The organism is Ruegeria sp. CH5 (assembly GCF_056537025.1).
The window spans coordinates 233344-257505 of the sequence record NZ_JBQFQT010000002.1 but is presented as its reverse complement, the minus strand read 5'-3'; the positions used below and the strand labels follow the sequence as shown (position 1 = coordinate 257505).

Below are 24162 nucleotides of genomic sequence, written 5' to 3'. Positions count from 1 at the left end.
TCAGGAGATATCCCAGTCGTCCTCGTGGGCAACTTCCCCTATCGCGGTCCATGCCACACGGATCCGGGCGATACGGGTGTCCGACCACGTCCGGAACACCGCATCAAAGCCCGTGGTTGTAACATTTTCGGACAGCAGCTCGGCGCGCAAGGCCGAAGAGGTATCGACATCCCACAAGGACACTCCAATCTGCACGACGGGCGGGGTCCGGAAGGGTTGGCTGAAGGTGACGGGCCGGCGTCGTTCCCGCGGCCCCTCGCCGGTCCACATGTCTCCACCATCTGCGAATTCCGAGAACAGAACCTCTTCACCTCGGTCAATTCCGATGGGGTGGGTCAAGAATTTCTTCATTGCGCATCAATTCCTATGAATTTCCGCAACTTATCCTGACCTTTCGGCGAAATCACGACAAAAAAACGGCCCCGCAGCAGCAGGGCCGTTTCCAATTCTGACGGTGCATCAGCCGTTACAGGCTCATATGCGTTCCCAGCGCTTCCATGTCCGCCAGCAGCTTGGCTGCCTCGTCGACAATGGTCTGTTCGCCGTTTTCCTTCGCGGCCTCGTGCGAGGCGCGCGCCTCGGCAATCAGCTCGTCCAGATGCGTGCGGGTCACTTCGTCAACCGGGATGGCCTTTTCGGCCAGTACCGACAGGGCATCTCCGTTGATCTGGGCAAACCCGCCGGTGACCAGGTATTCGCTGGACCCTTCGGGCGCTTCGACCTTCAGGATGCCCGGACGCAGCGTGGTGATGGTGGGGGCATGATCGGGCATCGCCGTCATGTCCCCGTCCGCGCCGGGAATCTGGACCGCGCTGGCCTGAAGCGAAGCAAGGCTCCGCTCCGGGCTGACGAGGTCGAATTGCATCGTGTTTGCCATCGGGGATACTCCTTAGGCAGCTGCTGCGGCCATCTTCTCGGCTTTGGCGATCACTTCGTCGATGCCGCCAACCATCAGGAAGGCCGCTTCGGGCAGGTGGTCGAATTCGCCGGCCACGACACGCTCGAACGAGTCGATGGTGACTTCCAGCGGAACCTGCACACCCGGCGAACCGGTGAAGACTTCGGCCACGTCGAACGGCTGCGACAGGAAGCGCTCGATCTTACGGGCGCGGGCCACAGTCAGCTTGTCCTCTTCCGACAGTTCGTCCATGCCGAGGATGGCAATGATGTCCTGCAGCGACTTGTAGCGCTGGAGGATCTGCTGAACGTCGGTCGCAACCTTGTAGTGACGCTCGCCGACGATGGCCGGGTCAAGCAGGCGCGAGGTCGAGTCGAGCGGGTCCACGGCCGGGTAAATACCCTTTTCCGAGATCGCACGGTTCAGAACGGTGGTTGCGTCCAGGTGGGCGAACGAGGTTGCCGGCGCGGGGTCGGTCAGGTCGTCCGCAGGCACGTAGATCGCCTGCACCGAGGTGATCGAGCCCTTCTTGGTCGAGGTGATGCGTTCCTGCAGGGCGCCCATGTCGGTGGCCAGCGTCGGCTGGTAGCCCACCGCCGAAGGAATACGACCCAGCAGAGCCGACACCTCGGAGCCCGCCTGCGTGAAGCGGAAGATGTTGTCGACGAAGAACAGAACGTCGGTACCGGACTGGTCGCGGAACTGCTCGGCCAGGGTCAGGCCGGTCAGAGCAACACGGGCACGCGCCCCCGGAGGTTCGTTCATCTGACCGTAGACCAGAGCCACCTGGCTTTCCGACAGGTTGTCGGGCTTGATGACGTTCGATTCGATCATCTCGTGGTACAGGTCGTTCCCTTCACGGGTCCGTTCACCAACACCTGCGAAAACCGAGAAGCCCGAGTGCACTTTTGCGATGTTGTTGATCAGTTCCATGATCAGAACGGTCTTGCCCACACCGGCGCCGCCGAACAGGCCGATCTTGCCGCCTTTGGCGTAGGGCGCCAGCAGGTCAACCACCTTGATGCCGGTGACCAGGATTTCCGACTCCGTCGACTGTTCGTCGAATTCGGGCGCGGGTTGGTGGATGGCACGGGTTTCAGTCGCTTCGACCGGGCCCTTTTCGTCGATCGGCTCGCCGACGACGTTCAGGATGCGGCCCAGGGTGGCGTTGCCAACCGGAACCGAGATCGGTGCGCCGGTGTCGACAACGTCCGCGCCACGGACCAGACCTTCGGTCGCGTCCATCGCGATGGTACGGACGGTGTTTTCACCCAGGTGCTGGGCAACTTCCAGCACCAGGCGCTTGCCGTTGTTTTCAGTTTCAAGTGCGTTCAGAATTTCAGGCAACTGATCTTCGAAGTGCACGTCGACGACGGCCCCGATGATCTGTGTGACTTTGCCTTTTGCATTCGCCATGTTTCGTCTCCGGTTTGTCTCTACAGCGCTTCGGCGCCGGAAATGATTTCAATCAGCTCGTTGGTGATCACGGCCTGACGTGAGCGGTTGAACTGGATCGTCAGCTTGTCGATCATCTCGCCCGCATTGCGTGTCGCGTTGTCCATCGCGGACATCCGTGCACCCTGTTCCGAGGCCCCGTTTTCAAGCAGAGCCGAGAAGATCGCCGTGGCGACCCCCTTGGGCAGCAATTCGGCCAGGATGGCCTCTTCGCTGGGCTCGTAATCGAACACGGCGCCGCTGTCGTCCCCTTCGGTGTCCTCGAACGAGGCGGGGATGATCTGCTGGGCCGTCGGGATCTGGGTCACGACGTTCTGGAACTTCGCATAGAAGATCGTGGCAACGTCGAACTCACCCGCGTCAAAACGCGACAGGATGTCCTTTGCGATGTCCTGCGCATTGGCATAGCCGATACGCTTGACCTCGCTCAGGTCGATGTGGCCCACGAACAGATCGCCATATTCACGTTTGAGTGCGTCGCGGCCTTTCTTGCCGACGGTCAGGATCTTGACCGTCTTGCCCTTGCCGCGAAGCTCATCCGCCTTGGCGCGAGCCAACTTGGAAATGTTCGAGTTGAAGCCGCCGCAGAGCCCACGCTCGGCCGTCATGACGACCAGAAGGTGAACATCGTCGCTGCCCGTGCCGCGCAGCAGCTTGGGGGCGCTGTCGCTGCCCCCGACCGATGCTGCCAACCCCGCCATCACGGCATTGAACCGCTCCGCATAGGGGCGCGAGGCTTCGGCAGATTCCTGGGCGCGGCGCAGTTTTGCAGCCGCGACCATCTGCATGGCCTTGGTGATCTTGCGGGTCGATTTGACCGACTCGATCCTGTTTTTAAGGTCCTTTAGACTTGGCATCGCCGCGTCTCCTTAAGCGAAGGTTGCGGCGTATTCGTCCAGCGCAGCCTTGATCTTGTCGGCAGCCTCGCCCTTGATCTTGGGATCTTCGTCGGTGATCCACTGCAGCAGATCGGCATGCTTACCGCGCAGATGCGCCAGCAGACCAGCTTCGTAGCGGCCAACGTCCGAAACGTCGATCTTGTCGAGATAGCCGTTGGTGCCGGCGAAGATCACGCAGACGATTTCCGCGTTGGTCAGCGGCGAGTACTGCGGCTGCTTCATCAGCTCGGTCAGACGCGCACCACGGTTCAGCAGCTGCTGGGTTGCGGCGTCCAGGTCGGAACCGAACTGCGCAAATGCAGCCATTTCACGGTACTGGGCCAGTTCCAGTTTCACCGGACCGGCGACCGACTTCATCGCGTTGGTCTGAGCCGACGAACCCACACGCGAAACCGACAGACCGGTGTTCACGGCGGGGCGGATGCCCTGATAGAACAGCTCGGTTTCCAGGAAGATCTGGCCGTCGGTGATCGAGATCACGTTGGTCGGAATAAAGGCCGAAACGTCGCCGCCCTGGGTTTCAATGACCGGCAGAGCGGTCAGCGAACCGGCGCCGAAGTCTTCGTTCAGCTTGGCCGAACGCTCCAGCAGGCGCGAGTGCAGGTAGAAAACGTCACCCGGATAGGCTTCGCGCCCCGGCGGACGACGCAGCAGCAGCGACATCTGACGATAGGCGACGGCCTGCTTGGACAGGTCATCATAGATGATCAGAGCGTGGCGGCCGTTGTCGCGGAAGTATTCGGCCATCGCGGTTGCGGCATAGGGTGCCAGGAACTGCATCGGTGCCGGGTCGGACGCGGTTGCGGCCACGACGATCGAGTATTCGATGGCGCCGGATTCCTCCAGTTTCTTCACCAGCTGAGCCACGGTCGAACGCTTCTGGCCGATGGCCACGTAGACGCAGTACAGCTTCTTCGATTCATCGTCGCCAGCGGCTTCGTTGTAGACCTTCTGGTTCAGGATGGTGTCCAGAGCCACTGCGGTCTTGCCGGTCTGACGGTCCCCGATGATCAGCTCACGCTGGCCACGGCCGATCGGGATCATCGCGTCAACCGACTTCAGACCGGTCGCCATCGGCTCGTGCACCGACTTACGCGGGATGATGCCCGGCGCCTTGACGTCTGCGACGCCGCGCTGCTTGGCATTGATCGGGCCTTTGCCGTCCAGCGGGTTGCCCAGGCCGTCAACAACGCGGCCCAGCAGTTCATCACCAACCGGAACGTCCACGATCGAGTTGGTGCGCTTGACGGTGTCACCTTCCTTGATGTCACGGTCCGAGCCGAAGATCACGACACCGACGTTGTCGGCTTCGAGGTTCAGCGCCATGCCCATGATGCCGCCGGGGAACTCGACCATCTCACCCGCCTGCACATTGTCCAGGCCGTAAACACGGGCAATACCGTCACCGACGCTCAGCACGCGGCCGATTTCGGCCACCTCCGCTTCTTGACCAAAATTCTTGATCTGGTCTTTCAGGATTGCAGAAATCTCTGCGGCTTGGATACCCATTTATCCGACCTCTTTCATTGCATTCTGTAGGGAGTTGAGCTTGGAGCGGATCGAACTGTCGATCATCTGCGAGCCCACTTTGACGACAAGACCACCGATGAGGCTTTCATCGACGGTCGCATTGATGGTCACGTCCTTGCCCACGCGCTCGGACAGTGTCTTGGACAGTTTTTCCAGCTGGGTCTTGGTCAGCGCCTTGGCCGAGGCAACTTCGGCAGTCACTTCGCCGCGCTCGTCGGCCAGCATTTCGCGCAGAACCTTGATCAGCTGCGGCAGCACGAACAGACGGCGCTTCTGCGCCATCAGAGCCAGCGTGTTGCGCATGATCGGGTGCAGGCCCATCTTGTCGGCCACGGCGGTGATGGCCGCCTGCTGGTCGGCCCGAGAGATCAGCGGCGAAGAGATCACCTCGCGCAGGTCCGCGCTTTCACTCAATGCAGCCGAAAGGTCATTGATGCCGGTTTCCAGACCTGCAAGGTCCTTGTTCTCTTTTGCGATCTCGAAGATCGCCGTTGCATAGCGTTTGGCTATGCCCGTCGAAATCGAAGCTGGTTCGGACACGTCCACCCTTCCGATATTTTGGGCCCCGATTTCGCGTGCGGCAGCTGAACCGGGGGCGTGAGGAAACCCCGTCCTGAAAGGGCGGGGATCAAAATCACCGGGGATGTAGCAGAGCCTAAGCCACCTAGCAATATGTTATGCCGGGGTCAGCTTTATCCACAAAATCTTTCTTTTCAATTGGTTAAGGAAACTGCGACGGTTTGAACCCATTCGCCGGCGTGAAAAATGTTACCAAGTTGCCTGTTTTTGCGATTCCTGTGGCCTTTTTCCCTCATGTTTCCGGGGATCCCGCGCTCGTGGATGCGCGCCGGTTCACGCCGGCTTCAACAATCCGTCCAGCGCTTTGATGGGGCGTTTTTCGGCATCCTTGGTCACGCTGCCGCTTGGTGGCCGGACAAGCTTGCTGGCTTCGACCATCAGAACACCACCGGCCATGATGGTCGGGATCCGCTGCCCTGTCTTTTCGATCAACCCACCCGAGCGCAGCCAGAACCGCCGGAAGGAAGGCGGCAGGTAAAGCGCGGAACAGTGCATCTCGGGTACGAAATGATGTGCGCGCAGCTGGTTCTCCAATTGCGTTGCCGAATACGGATGTCCGTAGCCAAAGGGCGTTCGGTCGGTTCGGGACCAAAGCCCGGCCCGATTGGGAACGACAAACACCGCCCGACCGCCGGGCCCAAGAACACGCCAGCACTCTTCAAGTAATTGACTGGGTCGTTCCGAGGTCTCGAGCCCGTGCATGACCACAAGCTTGTCCACATGACCGGTTTCGATCGGCCACCGGGTTTCCTCGGTCAGCACCGACACGTTCTGCATACCAGCGGGCCAGGGCATCACCCCTTGCGGTCCGGGCATCAGGCCGATGACACGCCGCGCGTCCGCAAGATAGGGGCGCAACAGAGGCACCGCAAATCCGAATCCGGCCACCGTCTGGCCCTTGGCCTCGGGCCAAAGCTCGATCAGCCGGCCACGAATGGCAGCCTGCGCTGCACGCCCCAGCGTACTGCGGTAGTAGAAGTTCCTAAGATCCTGCACATCAAGATGCATTGCAGATACCCGGTCGATCGGCTTAGCTGAGCGCAGTCTAGCAACGAAAGGGCAAAAGGCCATGCCTCTTGAGATCGTCACCATTCCCTGTCTCAGCGACAACTATGCTTTTCTGGCCCATGACCATGCAAGCAGACAGACAGCCCTGGTCGACGCTCCGGAGGCCGGACCCATTCTGGCCGAATTGACCGCACGCGGCTGGCGCCTGAGCCATGTCCTTCTGACCCATCACCACTGGGATCACGTCGACGGCTTGCCGGGCATCCTCGAGCAGCACCCAGCACAGGTGATTGGTGCGGTGGCCGACGCTCACCGACTTCCTCCCCTCGACAAACAGGTGGCTGACGGAGACCAGTTCGAGATTGGGGGCGAACCTGTCGAGGTTCTGGATGTCTCGGGGCACACGGTGGGACATGTGGCCTATTATTTGCCCCAAAGCGCGGTGGTGTTCACGGCCGACAGCCTGATGGCGCTGGGGTGCGGCCGCTTGTTCGAAGGAGACGCGGCACAAATGTGGACCTCGCTTTCGAAACTCGCTGCTTTGCCCGACGAGACGTCGGTCTGCTCGGGTCACGAATATACCCAGTCAAACGCCCGGTTTGCGGTGACCATTGATCCTGACAACACAGCGCTGCTGCAACGAGTGCATGAGATCGATCAGGCACGGGCAGAGGGCCGCGCGACCGTGCCGTCAAATCTGGGCGAGGAAAAGGCGACCAATCCGTTCCTGCGCGCCACTGATCCCAAGATTCAGGCGCAGCTTGGAATGGTGGGGGCTGACCCGGTCGCCGTTTTTGCCGAGATCCGGGGTAGAAAAGACCGGTTCTAATGCCTAATTGGTCTTCTTCACGGCCACGGTCACATTAAATGTGACTGTCAAGTGAAAGAAAACCCTTGAAGCCGCGCCATGATCAACCAAACTCTAAAAGTATGAGGTCATGGTTGGGATGGGGATCCGGCCAATACTCGAACCCCTTCCGGCCCAATACAGAGGAGCACCCGCGTGCCTTCATTCTCGAGCACACTGGAACAAGCCATTCACGCGGCCCTGGCGGCTGCAAACGAACGGCGTCACGAATTCGCAACGCTGGAGCATCTGCTGCTGGCGCTGCTGGAAGAACCCGATGCGGTGCGCGTCATGAAGGCGTGCAGCGTGGATCTGGACGAATTGCGCAGCTCTCTGGTCGAGTTCATCGACGAGGATCTGTCCAATCTGGTGACAGACATCGACGGGTCCGAAGCCGTACCGACAGCCGCGTTCCAGCGTGTTATCCAGCGCGCCGCGATCCATGTACAAAGCTCGGGCCGGACCGAGGTGACCGGGGCGAATGTTCTGGTGGCCATCTTTGCCGAACGGGAAAGCAACGCGGCATACTTCCTGCAAGAGCAGGACATGACGCGTTATGACGCGGTGAATTTCATCGCCCACGGCGTCGCCAAAGACCCGGCATTTGGTGAAAACCGTCCGGTGACCGGCGCTGATCAGGGTGAAGAGGAAGCGCAGAACGCCTCCGGTGACGCCGACCAGAAGGAAAGCGCGTTGGGCAAGTATTGCGTGGACCTGAACGCCAAGTCCCGCGCCGGCGATGTAGACCCTCTGATCGGTCGCGCCGACGAGGTCGAGCGGTGCATCCAGGTTCTGTGCCGCCGCCGCAAGAACAACCCGCTGCTGGTGGGTGATCCGGGCGTGGGCAAGACGGCGATTGCCGAAGGACTGGCCTACAAGATCGTTCAGGGCGACGCGCCCGAGGTTCTGTCGAACACGACCATCTATTCGCTGGACATGGGCGCATTGCTGGCCGGCACGCGCTATCGCGGCGATTTCGAAGAGCGGCTCAAGGCCGTGGTGACCGAGCTTGAGGATCACCCCGACGCCGTGCTGTTCATCGACGAGATTCACACCGTGATCGGTGCGGGTGCCACTTCGGGCGGCGCCATGGATGCCTCGAACCTGCTGAAACCCGCGTTGCAGGGCGGCAAGCTGCGCACCATGGGCTCGACCACCTACAAGGAGTTCCGCCAGCACTTCGAGAAGGACCGCGCGCTGTCGCGTCGGTTCCAGAAGATCGACGTGAACGAGCCGTCGGTCGAGGACAGCGTGAAGATCCTGCGCGGTCTCAAACCCTATTTCGAAGAGCATCACGACATCAAATACACCGCCGACGCGATCAAGACTGCGGTCGAGCTGTCTGCGCGTTACATCAACGACCGCAAACTGCCTGATAAGGCGATCGACGTGATCGACGAGGCCGGTGCGGCCCAGCATCTTGTGGCCGAAAGCAAGCGGCGCAAGACCATCGGCGTCAAGGAGATCGAGGCCGTGGTGGCCAAGATCGCGCGCATTCCGCCGAAGAATGTCACCAAGGACGATGCCGAGGTTCTGAAGGACCTTGAGAACTCGTTGAAACGGGTGGTGTTCGGGCAGGACCAGGCAATCGAGGCTCTGTCCAGCGCAATCAAGCTGGCACGGGCCGGTCTGCGCGAGCCGGAAAAACCGATCGGAAACTACCTGTTCGCCGGCCCGACCGGTGTCGGCAAAACCGAGGTCGCCAAGCAACTGGCCGATACACTCGGAGTGGAATTGCTGCGCTTCGACATGTCGGAATACATGGAGAAACACGCGGTCAGCCGACTGATCGGTGCGCCTCCGGGCTATGTCGGCTTCGATCAGGGCGGACTGCTGACTGACGGCGTTGACCAGCACCCGCATTGCGTGCTGCTGCTGGACGAGATCGAGAAGGCGCACCCGGACGTGTTCAACATCCTGCTGCAGGTGATGGACCACGGCGAGCTGACCGATCACAACGGCCGGACGGTGAACTTCCGCAATGTGGTGTTGATCATGACCTCGAACGCGGGCGCGCAGGAACAGGCCAAGGCCGCAATCGGCTTTGCCCGCGACCGGCGTGAGGGTGAAGATACCGCCGCGATCGAACGGATGTTCACCCCTGAATTCCGCAACCGTCTGGACGCGGTAATCTCGTTCGCGCCGCTGCCCAAAGAGGTCATCCTGCAGGTGGTCGAGAAATTCGTCCTTCAACTCGAGGCGCAATTGCTGGATCGTGGTGTGACCATCGACCTGACCCCGAAAGCTGCCGAATGGCTGGCTGACAAGGGCTATGACGACAAGATGGGCGCACGGCCTCTGGGCCGGGTCATCCAGGAGCACATCAAGAAACCGTTGGCGGAAGAACTGCTGTTCGGAAAGCTGGCCAAGGGCGGTGTTGTGCGGGTCTCGGTCAAGAAAGGCGATCTGGATCTCGAGATTATCGGGCCCGACAATCCGCGGATCTCGGGCGACAAGCCGCCGCTGCTGACCGCGGACTAGACCTAGGTCCAATCAAACAAATCTCATCGCCCGGCAGTCAGTTCTGCCGGGCGATTTCGTGAGTTCCGCCCCCCTCTCCCGCCAGTATTCGCCAAAAAGAAAGTTCTCAGCGACGGAGACCGCTGCGCGCCACGTTTCAGTCCAAAGCCTTTGGAGTGGAGCAGCGCAGTGTCCAGAAAAATCGCCGTCATTTGGAGCATCGCCTTCGCGGCCTCGGTCGTCGGCGTAATCGCCTCTGCCCAGCATCGGTTTCGCTTTCATGACGAAACCCGTGCGGAACCGTTGAACCTGGAACCGGCGACCGTCGACCCAGGCGTCAACAGGTCAGAGATCACCGAACAAGGCCGCGCCTTGTCGATTACCGGCAATGGCATCCCCAATCATCTGGTCGGTCGCTTTCCGAACAAAGGCAACCCCCATCAAATCGCCGAGCAGTCGGTCAAGTTGAACGTGCCGGCCGTTCCGAGGGCGAATGCAACCCCGACGCCTCTGCGCATGGGGTGGAATTTTGGCGTGTCCCTGACTGGGGTCGTCTTTGACCCATTGGCCGCTGAATTCTGGCACGGCGATCCCCGGTCGGGCTGGTCCTACAATGCCTTGGGCGGCGCGATCGCCCTTGGACTCGATGCCAATTTCGCACATGTCCAACCAAACGGAAAATATCACTACCACGGGGTTCCGACCGGCCTGATCGAAATGCTGGGCTGGTCACCGAAAGAACACTCTCCGTTGATCGGCTATGCGGCGGACGGGTTTCCGATTTACGCCCGAACCGGTTTGGTGGGCGGCAAGGTCACGCAAATGACCTCTTCCTACCGGCTGAAGGCCGGACAGCGCCCGGGCGGCGCCGCTCCTGACGGACGACATGATGGAACTTTCAACGAAGACTTCGAGTTCGTAGCAGGACTTGGAACGCTCGATGAATGCAATGGCGCCATGACCGTCTCGGCCGAGTTTCCTTCGGGCACTTACGCGTATTTTCTGACCGATGACTACCCGGTTGTTCCACGCTGTTTTGCGGGCACACCCGATCCCAGCTTCCGCTTCGGGCCGCGTTGACACTGGCTTAGCGTTCGGTCAGCTTCAATTCGATGCGACGGTTCTTTGCCCGCGCTTCCGGAGTGTCCGCCGTATCGACAGGTTGAAACTCTCCAAATCCGTTTGCTGACAGGCGTTCCGGCGGTATGCCCAACTGTTCGACCATGTAGCGCACGACCGACAGCGCCCGCCCTTGGCTGAGCTCCCAGTTGTCGCGATACCGTCCTGTTCCGTTCAGCGGGATATTGTCCGTGTGACCGTCGACCCGGATGACCCAATTCAATTCGGGCGGAATGTCCGCAGCAATCCCGCGCAGAATGCCCGCCACTTTCGCGACCTCGCGCCGGCCATCCTCGGACAGAACCGCCGAACCGGGGGGGAACAGCACCTCGGACGAGAATACGAAGCGGTCGCCCTCGATCCGAACGCCTTCCTGGTTGCCCAACAAGTCGCGCAGGCGACCAAAGAACTCGGAGCGGTACCTCTGCAGGTCTTCGGCCTGCGCCGTAAGTTCCTGATTCTGACCGGCCAGTTTCTCGGCCTCAGCCTCCAGGCGGACGCGTTCGGCCTCTTCCAACAAGCGGCGGCGCCGTTCTTCGGAAGCGGCCCGGGCAAGGGCCGCGTTCAGGTCCTGACCAAGGGTCTGAATTTGCACCTCGGCCTCGGCATTCCTGTCTTTGTAGTCATCCAGCAGCGCCTGCAAAGACCCCAATTGGCCGCGCAATGCGGCGATCTGCTGGTTCAACAGGGCCGTCTGGCGTTGCGCCTTGGCGGAAAGAGCCTTTTCGGTGGCGATCGTTTCCCGGGCAACGGCAAGCAAGGCGTCACGCTGCTCGGCCAGCGTCCGCTGGCTTTCGGCCTCGGCCTCGGCTTCGGTTCGCGCCGCAAGGGCTGCTTCAAGCTGAGCCTTGAGCTCCTCGTCATTTAACTCACCGAATTGCCGCTCAAGCTCGGCCTTGGCCGTCTGAGCGGCGGCCAACAATGTCAGCGTTTCCTCGGCTTTCTTGCGCTGCTCTTCCAGTGCCAGGGTCATGGCCGTCAATTCGGCATCCGCATTCTGCAGTCTGTTGCGCAGTGCCTCAGCGGCAGCAGCTTCGGCGACGCGGGCGGCTTCCTCTTCAGACAGTTGGCTTTGCAGTTCCGCGATCTGGGCCGCGCGCGCGCTGTCCGCTTGCTCAAGGTCGGCCACCAAGGCCTCCAGCGCTTCGCGGCGTGCAGCCGCCAGCCGTGCTGCCTCCGCCTGGGCATCCACCTCCGCACGGCTTTGGGCCAAGGCAAGGTTCAATGCCTCCTGCTGGGACAGCAGTTGCTCGCGTTGGGATTCCAATTCGGCAATATCGCCCTGCGCGCGCGCCTGATCAGCCAAAAGCGCGGCAACTTGCGCTTCGAACCCTGTGATACGAGTCTGCGCCTCTTCCAACTCGGCCGCGCGCTGGTCACGCTCCGAGGTGAGTGACGAGATCAAGGCCTGCGCCTGGCTCAGATCCTCTTCGGCCTGCGACAGCGTCGTGTTCAGCGCCCCCAGCCGTGCCTGCAGGCGGCTGTTCTCGCGCTCTTCCAGGCCCAAGGCATCCGCAAGGGCGGCCACTTCGTCCGACAGGGCCGTCAGCTCGTCTTCCTGTCCGGAGATGGTTTCACGCAGCACGAACTGCACGACCATGAAAATGGTCAGCACAAAGGTCATGACCATCAGCAGCCCCGTGATCGCATCAACGAAGCCGGGCCAGACCGAGCCCTGGAAACGCTGACCGGTTCGACGAGACAGGGCCATGTGTTATTCTCCGCCCGGTGTGTGGCGCGCCGCGCCGCGCGGAAGCGTCAGCGCCTTGACCAGCAGTTCGAAATCCTTGCGCAGTTCGTTCATGCTGTCCTGGCGCCCGGCCGAGATTTCTTCGAGAATGCGCAGAAGCTGCACGTCCATCGACCGCAGACGCATCCGGCTTTCGGCGTCGATCCCCTCGCCCGCACCATGTTCACGCATGTGATCCAGCAGCGCGTCCTGCCCCAACGCGATCCGCTCGAGCGCGGCGGTGACCCCTTCGGTTTCCGCCTGTCGTTGGTTCATGTCCGCGATGACATCGACCAATGCACCCAGCTTGGCCGATACCTCGGCGCGATCCGCCTCCTGGGCCGCGAACAGGTCCTGCAGCGCGTCCATCTGCTCGGACATGGAATCAAGGACCGGGGTCAGCACCGCAAGTTCCGCACCGCCTTCATCTCCGGCGGCAAATCCGACGCGCGTGATCGACGACAGCCATTCCTCAAGCTCACGGTAGAACCGGTTCTGCCCGTGGCCGGCGAATAGTTCGAGCAAACCCACGATCAGCGATCCGGCAAGCCCCAACAGGGAGGACCCGAACGCCACGCCCATGCCTTGCAGCTGGGATTCGAGGCCACTCATCAGACGATTGAATACGGCCAGGCCTTCTTCGCCCTCTTGCGGGTTCAGGCTGCGAATGGTGTCGACAATTGCAGGAACCGTTGTTGCCAAGCCGAAGAACGTACCCAGAAGACCCAGATAGATCAGTACGTTGGTGATGTAGCGGGTGAATTCCCGCTCTTCCTCGACCCGTTCCGCGACCGAATCCAGGATCGACCGGGTCGATGTCGAGCTGATCTGCGATTTCGCGCCGCGTGCGCGAAGCAGCGACGCCAGAGGGGCCAACAGCTGCGGTGTACGAGCGTCTTCGCGCACGACGCCGCCCACGAACGCTTCGATCCAGCGAACCGAGCCGATCAACTGGGTCACCTGATAGAAACAGGCCACCACGCCGATGACGAAGACCAGCAGGATGAATCCGTTCAGATAGGGGTTGGCATAAAAAACCGGCAGGACGTAGGGCAGAGCCATGAACACGCCCAGACCCGACAGCCCGATGGCGATCAGCATCATCACGATTTGACGGATCGGTTGCGAGAAATGCGGTCTCGCGCCCTGCTGTACATGCGCCATGCGCGTCTTTCCCGGTTTTGCCTGCTCTGAGGCGAATCTATCGAAAATCTGGTGGCAAGGCCAAGGGTTTATGCGGTCAGGCTGCGCACCCGTTGCGCCAACCACTCAAGATCCGGGTCGTGCAACCCGATCTCGGACAGGTGTTCAGCGGTATTGTAAAGATACTCGGGGTTGGGGCCGCGGCCGCCCACGGCCCGCGCGATGATTTGCGCCTGCTCCTCCAGCGGCAGGCCCCCGCAATACTGCACGTGGTCGGGATCGATCACATAGGTCACTGCCGTCACCGTCTGGCCGTTGTCCAGATGCACATCCAGCATCTTCTCCACATAGGCTGACGAGATCAATTCGCGCTCGCGCAATTCCTCGAGGGTGCGTTCCTCATGGCCCGGTTCGACCGCCAGCGCCAAGCCCTTGCAATGGGCATCCGGGTGTTCGTCCAAGGCCAGGACAAGTCCGGGGTTTTCCTCGGTTCCGCGGTGATGGATCGACCGCATGCAAAATGACCGCGCATAGCCGTGAAGTGTCGCCTGCTCGCGCCGGGCCACCGGAAAGCCCGGATTCCACAACAGCGACCCGTATCCGAATACCCACATCGTCATAGTTCTGGTCCTTGCCCGTTTAGGCCTATAAACATCAATTCCAAGGCAGGAAAAAGGGCCATTTGCGATGCGCCGATTGGTACGAGTGTTCATATTTCTGGCCATCCTCTGGGGAGGGTATTGGGCCATAGCCGGGTATGGGCTGCGCAGCGCCATCACCGGTTGGTTCGCGCATCAGCAGGATCTTGGATGGCAGGCCGACTATTCCGACGTGGAAATCGCCGGATTTCCGCTGCACCACGTGACCCGCTTGAACAGTGTCGCGCTGGCCGATCCGGTGAACGGCACAGCCTGGAGCGCGGATTGGATCGAATTCGAAAGCCCCGCGATCTGGCCCGGACGACAGATCTTGCGCTTTGCGGATACGCCGCAGCGGCTGTCCTATTTCGACCAGACCGCAATCATCCTGGCCGACAGCCTTCAGGCAGAACTGAATCTGCGTCCGGGCGTCGCGTTGGAGTTGGAGAAGATGGCTCTGACATCGGGCAACTGGTCGGTGACCCAGGACGGAACCGACATGGCTGCCGGTCAGTCACTTGCCCTGGTCATGGAACAAGGCACCCAGCCCGAGAGCTATGCGATCGGGGTCAGTTCGGATGCCTTCACGCCCGGTGAAGACCTGCGCGCGCTGATGCGAACGGCTGCTTCGTTGCCCCAAGCCTTCGAGACGCTTGAACTGGACATGAATGTCACCTTCGACAAAACCTGGGACCGCTCCGCGCTGGAAGAACGTCGCCCTCAACCTCGGTTGATCGACCTGCATCTGGCCGAGGTGCAATGGGGCGAATTGCGTCTGTTTGCAACCGGCGAACTGGAGGTTGATGAACAGGGCATTCCGGTCGGAGAGATTGCGGTCAAAGCCGAGAACTGGCGTGACATGATTGCCATGGCCAACGCTGCGGGTGCCCTGCCCGATCAGGCCGTTGATCCGGTCACGCGGGCGTTGAACCTGCTGGCCGGCCTGGGGGGCAACCCCAACGCGCTGGACCTGCAGCTGAATTTCCGCGACGGATTCGTGGCTTTGGGACCGTTGCCGTTGGGGCCGGCCCCGCGTCTGATCCTGCGTTAGCGGCAGTAGGGTCCGCTGCGGTAACGGGCGGTATCAAGGTGGAAATGGTTCTGATGATAGCGGTCTGAATTCGGGCCCAGCACCGTGCCGAAGGGCCCGCACGCCCCGCGCCAGATCTTGGTCAGCTGCTTCTTCGAGGGGTTCTTGCGCCAACCGTCCAGAACGGTCACCACCTCGCCATCGGCCATTTTGAACCCCGAGATATCAATGGCCCGACCCTTGCCATGCTCCGAGATCCTTGCACCTTTCCGGTTGTTCCGGGTACGGCAAGCGTAATGTGCGGCAACCTGCAGTTCGACCACCGGGCCGCGCCGTTTGAACGTCGGTTTGACGGTCTTGTCGACCCATTTGTTCAATGCGATCGCCGTGCCGCAATCCATCGTCGATGGGCGGCTGAGAACCACGCCTGACACCGATGTGATCTGGACGGCATCCTTGATCCCGCAGGCTTTGATCTTGCCGGGAACCGAGCCCACGGCCTTGCCCTGAATGGCGATGTCACCGCACACCGATCCTTTGCGCAGTTTTCGCTTTTTGAACAGGACTTGCTGTTCCAACGCCTCGGGCCGCAGATAGGGCTTGAGTGACGTATCCGGTCCAAGCAGCGGAAGGTCGGCCGGGCGTGCCGCCACGGCCAGCACCTGAGGGGATAGGGGCCGCACAGCGGGTCGCATCTTCGCTGGCACAGCGATCGGCGTCTCCGGACTTGCCGGGACAAAAGCGGCCTGCACCAGCTCTGCCGCCGGGGATGGCCGCGCAACCGGAACCAGTGATGTGTCGGGGGCCGATGCAGCAGCTGCGCCGGCCCAAATCACCGCAATCATCGACAGGGCTTTGCCTTTGATCAGTTTCATGACTTGGCCTTTACGCGCCCGAAATCAGGAGCATCTGTATCCTGCCCCGCGTCGATGATCCCGCGTCGGATCGCGCGGGTACGGGTGAAATAGTCGAACAACTGTTCGCCGTCACCCCTGCGGATCGCGCGCTGAAGGGCAAACAGCTCTTCGGTGAAACGGCCGAGGATTTCCAGCGTCGCATCCTTGTTGGTCAGGAACACGTCGCGCCACATGGTCGGGTCCGAGGCCGCGATCCGGGTGAAATCGCGGAAACCGGCGGCCGAGTACTTGATGACCTCGGAGTCGGTGACGCGCCGCAGGTCGTCGGCCACGCCCACCATCGTATAGGCGATCAGGTGCGGCGCGTGGCTGGTGACGGCCAGAACCAGATCGTGGTGATCGGCATCCATCTCGTCGACATTGGATCCCATCCCTTCCCACAAGGCGCGCAGGCGGGCGATGGCCTCGGGGTCAGAGCCTTCGACCGGAACCAGCAGGCACCAGCGGTTGTCGAACAGCTCGGCAAAGCCGGATTCGGGGCCGGAATGCTCGGTCCCGGCCAGCGGGTGGGCAGGCACGAAATGCACGCCTTCAGGAATATGCGGGCCAACCTCTTCAATGACGTGCCGCTTGACCGAACCGACATCCGACACGGTCGCGCCGGGCTTGAGCACCGGCGCGATGTCCTTGGCGACGGCGCCCATTGCGCCCACCGGCACGCAGAGCACGACCAGATCGGCACCCTCGACGGCCTCTTGCGCGGTGTCGCAGACCCGGTCGCACAGACCGATGCGCCGCGCTGTGTCCCGAGTGGCCTCGGACCGGGCATAGCCGGTCACCTCGCCCGCCAAGCCGGCGCGCTTGATCGCCCAGTACATCGACGAGGCGATCAGACCCAACCCGATCAGCGCCACGCGGTCATAGATCTGGCTCATGCGGCGCCCCCTTTGAACGCGGTGATGGCCGCAACCACGCGGCGACAGGCCTTTTCGTCGCCCACGGTGATCCGCAGTGCGTTGGGCAGCTTGTAGCCCGCAACACGACGCACGATCAAACCTTTCGATTGCAGATAGGCGTCGCAGGCCTCGGCCTCGGCCTGATCCGCAAACCGCGCGAGGACGAAATTGGTGCAGGACGGATCGGACGGAACGCCGATTTTGGCCAGCTCGGCCAACAGCCATTCGCGCAAACGGGCGTTTTCGGCCCGGCAGAATTCGACATACTCCTCATCGGCCACGGCGGCCTCAGCCGCGGCGATGGCCGTCAGCGACAGGTTGAAGGGCTGGCGCACGCGGTTCAGCACGTCGATGATTTCGCGATGCGCATAGCCCCAGCCGACCCGCATCCCGCCCAGCCCGTAAATCTTCGAGAAGGTCCGGGTCATGATCACGTTGTCGAACCGGTCCACCAGACCGGCGCCGCCGTCAAAGCCCGGCACGAATTCCGCATAGGCGCCGTCCAAAACCATCAGGCAGGTCTGCGGCAGGCCCTCGGCCAGGCGCGTCAGCTCGGCGTCCGAGATCATGGTCGAGGTCGGATTGCCCGGGTTGGTCACGAACACGATCCGGGTGCGGTCGGTCATCGCAGCCAGGATCGCATCGACATCGACCTTGCGGTCACGCTCGGGCACCTCGACCGGGGTCGCGCCGGCCATGCGGGCGATGATCGGATACATCGAGAATCCATGCTCGGTATGGATCACCTCGTCCCCCGGCCCGGCATAGGCCTGGGCCACGAATTGCAGCACTTCGTCGCTGCCCACCCCACAGATGATCCGGTCGGGGTCCAGCCCGTGTCGCTCGCCGATCGCGGCGCGCAGGTTGTAATGATCGGTCACCGGATAGCGATGCAGCATCGTGGCACTGTCGCGCACGGCTTCGATCGCCTTGGGGCTGGGGCCAAAAGGGTTTTCGTTGGAACTCAGCTTGATGACGTTTTCCACGCCCTCGACATGCGACTGGCCGCCCTGATACAGCGCGATATCCATGATGCCGGGTTGCGGGGTGATCTTGTTCATGAGGGGCTCCGTTGGTTGCGCCCCTCATACAGGTCTCAAGGCCTTGGGAAAAGCGGCAATTCCGTCACGCCGCCTTGAAGCGGGCAGTTGCCGGATCGGCGGCGTAGAACGGGGCGTATTCCTGCGTACGGCGCGACAGGTCATTGACGCTGTCGATGATGAACTGAACCGTGTCCTCGGTCATCATGTACGAGAAGTTCAGCCGCACCCAACCAGGTTTCTTCATCTCTTCCCCGGCCGACAACGCCGCGTGCAGCGCTTCAGAGCCCGCCTTGTCGATGCCCAGCAGCCGATGCGCATAGGGGCCGGCGCAGGCACACCCGCCGCGCGCCTGAATGCCGTAGATGTCGCTGAGCATCCGGGTGAACAGCTGTTGGTGCACCGGTTGCCCGGTGGTGTCGCGCACTAGGAAGGAAAAGATCGGCAGGCGGTGCGGGTGGTCCACGCCCAGCAGGGTCAGGTTCGGGTTGTCACGCCACCCATCCAACGCCATGCGGTTGTACAGCGCCTCGCGCCGGGCGATCTCGTCGGTACCCACGGCATCCTTGACGATGAAGGCCAGGGCCGCGCGGATGTCGCCGATCACGTTCGGGGTTCCGGCCTCTTCGCGGGTGGCCAGATCGGTGCTGTAGTCGTGGCGCCAGGGCGAAACGAAGCTGACCGTGCCCCCACCCGGCCAGCTGGGACAGGTACGGCGCACGGCACCCTGGTTCACGATCAGAACACCCGAAGCCCCCGGCCCGCCCGGAAACTTGTGCGGAGACACGACGATGGCATCCTTGCGCGCATCGTCCGGCCCCATGTCCATCGGCAGGTAGGGCCCGCCCCCGGCGTAATCCCAGACCGCGCGCGCACCGTACCGTTTCAGCAGCCGCGTCACCGGGTCAGGGTCGGTGATGACACCCGTGACATTCGACGCGGCCGAGAATGACCCGATCACAAGATCCGAATCCGAATGCTCGATCAGCGTCTGTTCCAGCACCGCAATGTCCGGCCCACCCTCGAGGCTTTCGGGGATCTCGATGACCTGCGCCTTGCTCTCGCGCCAGGGCAGGATGTTCGAATGGTGCTCGTACGGACCAATCAAGACAACCGGCTGGTCAGCCTCTTGCACTCCCATCAAACTGACCAGCCGGTTGAGCCCCGCAGTGGCACCGGACCCGGTGAAGATCACCGCGTCATCTCCCCTCGCGCCAACGATGCGGGCTATTTCCGCGCGCGCCTCGCGACGCAGTCGCGTCATGTAGGAACCGCAATGGGAGGCCTCGGTGTGGCTGTTCGCATAGAAAGGCAACACATGCTGGGCCACAAAATCCTCGACCTGCCGCAAGGCGCGGCCCGAGGCAACGTAGTCCGCGTACACAAGCGGCACGTCCCCATGCAGACCCGGGATCAGAACGTTCTCTCCGATCAGCCCGTCGCGCAGGGTCGAATTGTGAGTGGCGGCTTGGATTTCTGCACGAAAATGGGACAGGGTCATGTCATTGGCTCCATATTGCACTTCCAATATGATCTACTTCAGCTGAGTAAACTTCACCTATCTTTGCTTGAATTATTAATCTTTTGGGTCATATGATCTGTAATGAGTGAAAATATAGATCTAATTGACAAGCGCCTTTTGCGCGAACTGCAAAAAGACGCTACCCTTTCCCAGCGCGAACTGGCCGAGCGAGTCGGCCTGTCGCAAAACGCCTGCTGGCGGCGATTGAAGGCGCTGAACGATGCAGGCGTCCTGACAGGGTCGACGGCCCGGATCGCGCGCGAAAAACTGGGGCTGAATCTGGTCGTATTCGTTATGCTGCGCACGCGTCACCACTCGGCCGAATGGCTGCAGGCCTTTCGCAGCCATGTCCTGACCATTCCGGAAGTCGTGGATTTCCACCGGATCGGCGGCGACTACGACTATCAGCTACGGGTCGTGACGCAGGATATGGCGACCTATGACAAAGTCTATCAGCGCCTGATCGAGAAGGTCGAACTGGACAGCGTGACCTCGTATTTCGCGATGGAGGCGATCGCCGAAGACCGCCCTCTGCCGATCTGAGTGTTTGCCATGAAAAAGGGCCGCACCTTCGCAGGTACGGCCCGTTTTCTGAAACTGTCCGCGGAGATCAGTTCTTCGCGTAGAATTCGACGACCAGGTTCGGTTCCATCATGACCGGGTACGGCACGTCGCCCAGCGACGGGGTGCGCACGAAGGTCGCGGTCATCTTCGAGTGGTCAACTTCCAGGTAATCCGGAACATCACGCTCGGCCAGACCAACGGCTTCCAGAACGACGGCCAGTTGCTTAGACTTGTCGCGGACCTCGATCACGTCGCCTTCCTTGACGCGGTAGCTGGGGATGTTCACCCGCTTGCCGTTCACTTTGACGTGGCCGTGGTTCACGAACTGACGTGCGGCGAACACTGTCGGCACGAATTTGGCGCGGTAAACAACAGCGTCCAGACGGCGCTCCAGCAGACCGATCAGGTTTTCACCAGTATCGCCGTTCACACGTACGGCTTCGGCATAGATGCGGCGGAACTGCTTCTCGGTCAGGTCGCCGTAGTAGCCTTTCAGCTTCTGCTTGGCGCGAAGCTGCAGACCGAAGTCCGAAAGTTTGCCTTTGCGGCGCTGACCATGCTGGCCGGGGCCGTATTCACGACGGTTGACCGGGGATTTCGGGCGACCCCAGATGTTTTCGCCCATCCGGCGGTCGATTTTGTGCTTGGCAGACGTGCGTTTGGTCACGGCTGATCTCCTTCTTAAGGTCGAGGCCCTGACAGGCCACTATGAAGGGCGTTGTCCTCTTGAGGTTTCCCCCATGACAGGCATCCCCTTGCGAGGGCCACCAACACCAATGAAGCCGCGCTTATATCTGCGGACAGACCAGAGTCAACACGCTGCGATGCGTGGACGAAGAAATAGTTCCTAAGGAATGGGCCGTTTATTCAGCGGCGGTGGCAGTCATGTGCGGCGCAAGAACCAGCGTTTGCTCCGTTGACCTGCGATGCTTGGGGAAGGAAACAACGTTGCCCGCACCCGATTGGCTTGCGTCGGCATATTCTTCGACGGCGCACACCCAGAAGTCCTGACCCCGCGCGGGGCAGCCATTTTCGAACAGAAGAACCGCGTCCTTCTGACCTTCGACCAACGTCAACTCGGCCTCGTAGGTCTGCGCCCCATTCGTCAATGAGATAACTGCAAGCGTGGCGATCGGCTTCAGCGTTGCGGCTTCGGGGCCATGCCCGGCCAACGCCATCAACGCCTGATCATGTCCAGTCTGTACGGAATATTCCGCGTCACAATCCGGCAAGCGTGTCATGCACCCATGCCACGACCAAGACGCTCCAATGGCCAAATCTGCCACAGGCGCTGCTTCAAGCCCGTCAATTTCCGTCTGGGACCAAAATACTGCTACGCGACCGTTATACCCGGCTGTCATCTGCCCGCCCGACCTTTCAAACTCATCACCCCGTACACTAGCGGTGTATCAACGATGAATCCGGCGGAAAAGAGACGGAATTGCAGCTTTCACGAGAATGTTGCCGGAGAGTCAAATCAAATTGAGACTCCGGCAAAACACAATACAACTTTAACGACAGTTATGTGGCACTCGTCAACCGCATTTCGAGTGTCCGCAGCTGCGGCAGGTCATGCAGCCCTCGATCATCACCATGTCATACTGGCCGCAGGACGGGCAGGCCTTGCCGCGTGGGGCATCCATGTTGACCACCTGCGCCTGCGGGTCGGACTTCAGCCCCATCCCTTCCCCCTCAAGGAACCCGATCGCGATCATGTGCTGCTCGATCACGCCGCCGATGGCCGCCAGGATCGAGGGGATGTACTTGCCCTGCACCCAGGCCCCGCCGCGCGGGTCGAACACGGCCTTCAGTTCCTCGACCACGAAAGACACGTCGCCCCCGCGCCGGAACACGGCCGAGATCATCCGCGTCAACGCCAGCGTCCAAGCGTAATGCTCCATGTTCTTCGAGTTGATGAACACCTCGAACGGACGCCGCCGGCCACCGATGACGATGTCGTTGATCGTCAAATAGATCGCGTGTTCGCTGTCGGGCCATTTCAGCTTGTAGGTCGAACCCTCAAGCGATTGCGGCCGGTCCAGCGGTTCGGACATGTAGATCACGTCGCCGCCGTCCACCTCGTGCGGGGCATCGGCGCTTTCGCCCGGCACCTTGTCGTCGCTTTCCGAGACGGTCAGAACCGAGCCGGTCACGTCGTTCGGGCGATAGGTGGTGCAGCCCTTGCAGCCCTGATCCCAGGCCTGCATGTACACGTCCTTGAAGGCATCGAACGAGATGTCCTCGGGGCAGTTGATCGTCTTCGAGATCGAACTGTCGATCCATTTCTGGGCGGCCGCCTGCATCTTGACATGCTCGGCCGGGGTCAGGGTCTGAGCGTTCACGAAAAAGTCGGGCAGTTCGACGTCGCCGAACTTGTCGCGCCACATCTGAACGGCATAGTCCACCACCTCTTCCTCGGTGCGCGATCCGTCTTTCTGCAGCACCTTGCGGGTGTAGGCATAGGCAAAGACCGGCTCGATCCCCGACGACACGTTACCCGCATACAGCGAGATCGTCCCGGTGGGTGCGATCGAGGTCAGCAGAGCATTGCGGATCCCATGCTCGCGGATTGCCTCGCGGACATCGTCATCCATCTGCTGCATGGTGCCGCTGGCCAGGTATTTCTCGGCATCGAACAGGGGAAAGGCCCCTTTTTCCTTGGCCAAGTCCACCGACGCCAGATACGCGGCGCGGGCGATCGCGTGCAACCAGCGCTCGGTCTGACGCGCCGCCTCGTCCGAGCCATAGCGCAGACCCAGCATCAACAGCGCATCCGCAAGCCCGGTCACGCCCAGACCGATACGACGCTTGGCCTGCGCCTCGGCGGCCTGCTGCGGCAGCGGGAATTTCGAGGCATCCACCACGTTGTCCATCATGCGAACGGCCGTGGCGACAAGCTCCTGCAATGCCGCCTCGTCCAGACGAGCCGCGTCTTCGAACGGTGCTGACACCAGCCGCGCCAGGTTGATCGAACCCAACAGACAGGCGCCATAAGGCGGCAGTGGCTGCTCTCCGCACGGGTTGGTGGCGGCGATGGTCTCGCAATAGCTCAGGTTGTTGGCCTGGTTGATCCGGTCGATGAAGATCACGCCCGGCTCGGCATAGTCATAGGTGGCCTGCATGATCTTGTTCCACAGATCGCGGGCCTGCACCGTGTGATAGACCTTGCCGTCAAAGACCAGATCCCACGAAGCATCGGCTTTGACCGCCTCCATGAAGGCATCGGTCACCAGCACCGACATGTTGAACATGCGCAGCCGGGCCGGGTCGGATTTCGCGGTGATGAACTGTTCGATATCCGGGTGGTCGCAGCGCATGGTCGCCATCATCGCGCCCCGGCGCGAGCCGGCCGACATGATGGTGCGGCACATCGCGTCCCACACATCCATGAACGACAGCGGCCCCGAGGCATCGGCGGCCACCCCATGCACATCCGCGCCGCGCGGCCGGATGGTCGAGAAATCATAGCCGATCCCCCCGCCCTGCTGCATGGTCAGCGCGGCCTCTTTCAGCATGTCGAAGATGCCGCCCATGCTGTCGGGGATCGTGCCCATGACGAAACAGTTGAACAGGGTCACTTGCCGCGCGGTGCCTGCTCCGGCCGTGATCCGCCCGGCGGGCAGGTATTTGAAGTCCTCAAGAGCTTCGTAGAACTTCTGTTCCCAGTGCGCGGGGTCCTTTTCCACCCGTGCCAGATCGCGCGCAATCCGCCGCCACGTATCCTCGACCGACTTGTCGATCGGCGTGCCATCCGCCTTCTTGAAGCGGTATTTCATGTCCCAGATCTGCTCGGCGATGGGGGCGGCAAAGCGGCTCATTGGTGATTCCCTGTCTTGAAAGAGGCATCCAGATTAGACCAAACCAGCGCCGAACCACAACAGCTTGATA

General features: G+C 61.4%; 22 protein-coding genes. 5 read left to right on the top strand and 17 right to left on the bottom strand.

Annotation, left to right across the window (positions count from 1 at the left end):
- From ACR0JC_RS08605 to ACR0JC_RS08575, 7 genes are all read right to left on the bottom strand, one after another.
- Entirely contained in the window at positions 1–351 is a 351-nt protein-coding gene (locus tag ACR0JC_RS08605) for an H-type lectin domain-containing protein (protein WP_093964638.1), read from the bottom strand.
- A gap of 115 nt (positions 352–466) precedes the next feature.
- The gene (locus ACR0JC_RS08600) at positions 467–877 is read right to left on the bottom strand and encodes a F0F1 ATP synthase subunit epsilon (RefSeq protein ID WP_149776434.1); all 411 of its coding nucleotides are present in this window, start codon (positions 875–877) and stop codon (positions 467–469) included.
- A 12-nt stretch (positions 878–889) separates the two neighbouring features.
- Positions 890–2314, bottom strand: coding sequence for a F0F1 ATP synthase subunit beta (atpD, locus tag ACR0JC_RS08595; protein ID WP_093964636.1), 1425 nt, complete (start codon positions 2312–2314; stop codon positions 890–892).
- Between the two features lie 20 nt (positions 2315–2334).
- Positions 2335–3210, bottom strand: coding sequence for a F0F1 ATP synthase subunit gamma (locus ACR0JC_RS08590; RefSeq protein ID WP_170340529.1), 876 nt, complete (start codon positions 3208–3210; stop codon positions 2335–2337).
- 12 nt (positions 3211–3222) lie between these two features.
- On the bottom strand, positions 3223–4761 hold the full coding sequence (gene atpA, locus ACR0JC_RS08585; protein ID WP_170339951.1) for a F0F1 ATP synthase subunit alpha: 1539 nt from the start codon (positions 4759–4761) through the stop codon (positions 3223–3225).
- The gene (locus ACR0JC_RS08580) at positions 4762–5322 is read right to left on the bottom strand and encodes a F0F1 ATP synthase subunit delta (RefSeq protein ID WP_093965027.1); all 561 of its coding nucleotides are present in this window, start codon (positions 5320–5322) and stop codon (positions 4762–4764) included. It abuts the gene before it with no gap.
- Positions 5323–5634: 312 nt separating this feature from the next.
- The gene (locus ACR0JC_RS08575; protein WP_170339950.1) at positions 5635–6369 is read right to left on the bottom strand and encodes a class I SAM-dependent methyltransferase; all 735 of its coding nucleotides are present in this window, start codon (positions 6367–6369) and stop codon (positions 5635–5637) included.
- Positions 6370–6430: 61 nt separating this feature from the next.
- Here ACR0JC_RS08575 and gloB point away from each other — a divergent pair, with 61 nt between their 5' ends.
- The 3 genes from gloB to ACR0JC_RS08560 all read left to right on the top strand — a co-directional run bounded on the left by gloB (position 6431) and on the right by ACR0JC_RS08560 (position 10756).
- Positions 6431–7198, top strand: a complete 768-nt coding sequence (gene gloB, locus ACR0JC_RS08570; RefSeq protein WP_170340527.1) for a hydroxyacylglutathione hydrolase — start codon at positions 6431–6433, stop codon at positions 7196–7198.
- Positions 7199–7372: 174 nt separating this feature from the next.
- Positions 7373–9697: an ATP-dependent Clp protease ATP-binding subunit ClpA gene (clpA, locus tag ACR0JC_RS08565; protein WP_170340524.1), complete on the top strand. Its 2325-nt coding sequence runs from the start codon at positions 7373–7375 to the stop codon at positions 9695–9697.
- 168 nt (positions 9698–9865) lie between these two features.
- Positions 9866–10756 carry a YHYH protein gene (locus ACR0JC_RS08560; protein ID WP_170340522.1) on the top strand — a complete coding sequence of 297 codons (891 nt, stop codon included), beginning with the start codon at positions 9866–9868 and terminating at the stop codon, positions 10754–10756.
- A 7-nt stretch (positions 10757–10763) separates the two neighbouring features.
- On the opposite strand, the gene ACR0JC_RS08555 is transcribed toward ACR0JC_RS08560, so the two are convergent.
- The 3 genes from ACR0JC_RS08555 to ACR0JC_RS08545 all read right to left on the bottom strand — a co-directional run bounded on the left by ACR0JC_RS08555 (position 10764) and on the right by ACR0JC_RS08545 (position 14287).
- Positions 10764–12506, bottom strand: a complete 1743-nt coding sequence (locus tag ACR0JC_RS08555) for a peptidoglycan -binding protein (RefSeq protein WP_170340520.1) — start codon at positions 12504–12506, stop codon at positions 10764–10766.
- A gap of 3 nt (positions 12507–12509) precedes the next feature.
- The gene (locus tag ACR0JC_RS08550) at positions 12510–13688 is read right to left on the bottom strand and encodes a biopolymer transporter ExbB (protein ID WP_170340518.1); all 1179 of its coding nucleotides are present in this window, start codon (positions 13686–13688) and stop codon (positions 12510–12512) included.
- A gap of 68 nt (positions 13689–13756) precedes the next feature.
- Positions 13757–14287: a gamma-glutamylcyclotransferase gene (locus tag ACR0JC_RS08545; protein ID WP_170340516.1), complete on the bottom strand. Its 531-nt coding sequence runs from the start codon at positions 14285–14287 to the stop codon at positions 13757–13759.
- An 85-nt stretch (positions 14288–14372) separates the two neighbouring features.
- Between ACR0JC_RS08545 and ACR0JC_RS08540 the strand changes: the two genes are divergently transcribed.
- Positions 14373–15356 (top strand): DUF2125 domain-containing protein, encoded by a 984-nt coding sequence (locus ACR0JC_RS08540; protein WP_367647292.1) that lies wholly within the window; start codon positions 14373–14375, stop codon positions 15354–15356.
- On the opposite strand, the gene ACR0JC_RS08535 is transcribed toward ACR0JC_RS08540, so the two are convergent.
- From ACR0JC_RS08535 to ACR0JC_RS08520, 4 genes are all read right to left on the bottom strand, one after another.
- Positions 15353–16210 (bottom strand): extensin-like domain-containing protein, encoded by an 858-nt coding sequence (locus ACR0JC_RS08535; RefSeq protein WP_170340514.1) that lies wholly within the window; start codon positions 16208–16210, stop codon positions 15353–15355. The two genes, ACR0JC_RS08540 and ACR0JC_RS08535, sit on opposite strands and share 4 nt — an antisense overlap.
- Positions 16207–17127: a prephenate/arogenate dehydrogenase family protein gene (locus ACR0JC_RS08530; RefSeq protein WP_170340512.1), complete on the bottom strand. Its 921-nt coding sequence runs from the start codon at positions 17125–17127 to the stop codon at positions 16207–16209. Before ACR0JC_RS08530 ends, ACR0JC_RS08535 begins: the two co-directional genes overlap by 4 nt.
- A complete protein-coding gene (gene hisC, locus ACR0JC_RS08525) occupies positions 17124–18209 on the bottom strand; it encodes a histidinol-phosphate transaminase (RefSeq protein WP_170340510.1) in 1086 nt (361 codons plus the stop codon). Before hisC ends, ACR0JC_RS08530 begins: the two co-directional genes overlap by 4 nt.
- A gap of 64 nt (positions 18210–18273) precedes the next feature.
- Positions 18274–19689, bottom strand: coding sequence for an aminotransferase class V-fold PLP-dependent enzyme (locus ACR0JC_RS08520; protein ID WP_170340507.1), 1416 nt, complete (start codon positions 19687–19689; stop codon positions 18274–18276).
- Positions 19690–19791: 102 nt separating this feature from the next.
- On the opposite strand from ACR0JC_RS08520, the gene ACR0JC_RS08515 reads away from it, so the two are divergent.
- Entirely contained in the window at positions 19792–20253 is a 462-nt protein-coding gene (locus ACR0JC_RS08515; RefSeq protein WP_170340505.1) for an Lrp/AsnC family transcriptional regulator, read from the top strand.
- A 67-nt stretch (positions 20254–20320) separates the two neighbouring features.
- Here the strand turns inward: ACR0JC_RS08515 and rpsD are convergent, their stop codons facing one another.
- From rpsD to ACR0JC_RS08500, 3 genes are all read right to left on the bottom strand, one after another.
- Positions 20321–20941: a 30S ribosomal protein S4 gene (gene rpsD, locus ACR0JC_RS08510; protein WP_093964621.1), complete on the bottom strand. Its 621-nt coding sequence runs from the start codon at positions 20939–20941 to the stop codon at positions 20321–20323.
- Between the two features lie 196 nt (positions 20942–21137).
- Complete coding sequence (locus ACR0JC_RS08505) at positions 21138–21515, bottom strand: hypothetical protein (RefSeq protein WP_170340503.1); 378 nt, start codon at positions 21513–21515, stop codon at positions 21138–21140.
- Between the two features lie 294 nt (positions 21516–21809).
- Positions 21810–24092, bottom strand: coding sequence for an adenosylcobalamin-dependent ribonucleoside-diphosphate reductase (locus ACR0JC_RS08500; RefSeq protein ID WP_170340500.1), 2283 nt, complete (start codon positions 24090–24092; stop codon positions 21810–21812).
- Between the last annotated feature and the right edge of the window lie 70 nt (positions 24093–24162).

Excerpts from the sequence above, each read along its gene's own strand:
- hisC (WP_170340510.1), bottom strand. The coding sequence starts at position 18,209 with ATGAACAAGATCACCCCGCAACCCGGCATCATGGATATCGCGCTGTAT.
- ACR0JC_RS08590 (WP_170340529.1), bottom strand. The coding sequence starts at position 3,210 with ATGCCAAGTCTAAAGGACCTTAAAAACAGGATCGAGTCGGTCAAATCG.
- ACR0JC_RS08555 (WP_170340520.1), bottom strand. The coding sequence starts at position 12,506 with ATGGCCCTGTCTCGTCGAACCGGTCAGCGTTTCCAGGGCTCGGTCTGG.
- ACR0JC_RS08520 (WP_170340507.1), bottom strand. The coding sequence starts at position 19,689 with ATGACCCTGTCCCATTTTCGTGCAGAAATCCAAGCCGCCACTCACAAT.
- ACR0JC_RS08545 (WP_170340516.1), bottom strand. The coding sequence starts at position 14,287 with ATGACGATGTGGGTATTCGGATACGGGTCGCTGTTGTGGAATCCGGGC.
- ACR0JC_RS08605 (WP_093964638.1), bottom strand. The coding sequence starts at position 351 with ATGAAGAAATTCTTGACCCACCCCATCGGAATTGACCGAGGTGAAGAG.
- gloB (WP_170340527.1), top strand. The coding sequence starts at position 6,431 with ATGCCTCTTGAGATCGTCACCATTCCCTGTCTCAGCGACAACTATGCT.
- atpA (WP_170339951.1), bottom strand. The coding sequence starts at position 4,761 with ATGGGTATCCAAGCCGCAGAGATTTCTGCAATCCTGAAAGACCAGATC.
- ACR0JC_RS08505 (WP_170340503.1), bottom strand. The coding sequence starts at position 21,515 with ATGACACGCTTGCCGGATTGTGACGCGGAATATTCCGTACAGACTGGA.
- ACR0JC_RS08600 (WP_149776434.1), bottom strand. The coding sequence starts at position 877 with ATGGCAAACACGATGCAATTCGACCTCGTCAGCCCGGAGCGGAGCCTT.
- ACR0JC_RS08530 (WP_170340512.1), bottom strand. The coding sequence starts at position 17,127 with ATGAGCCAGATCTATGACCGCGTGGCGCTGATCGGGTTGGGTCTGATC.
- ACR0JC_RS08535 (WP_170340514.1), bottom strand. The coding sequence starts at position 16,210 with ATGAAACTGATCAAAGGCAAAGCCCTGTCGATGATTGCGGTGATTTGG.
- ACR0JC_RS08515 (WP_170340505.1), top strand. The coding sequence starts at position 19,792 with ATGAGTGAAAATATAGATCTAATTGACAAGCGCCTTTTGCGCGAACTG.
- ACR0JC_RS08550 (WP_170340518.1), bottom strand. The coding sequence starts at position 13,688 with ATGGCGCATGTACAGCAGGGCGCGAGACCGCATTTCTCGCAACCGATC.
- atpD (WP_093964636.1), bottom strand. The coding sequence starts at position 2,314 with ATGGCGAATGCAAAAGGCAAAGTCACACAGATCATCGGGGCCGTCGTC.
- ACR0JC_RS08500 (WP_170340500.1), bottom strand. The coding sequence starts at position 24,092 with ATGAGCCGCTTTGCCGCCCCCATCGCCGAGCAGATCTGGGACATGAAA.
- ACR0JC_RS08575 (WP_170339950.1), bottom strand. The coding sequence starts at position 6,369 with ATGCATCTTGATGTGCAGGATCTTAGGAACTTCTACTACCGCAGTACG.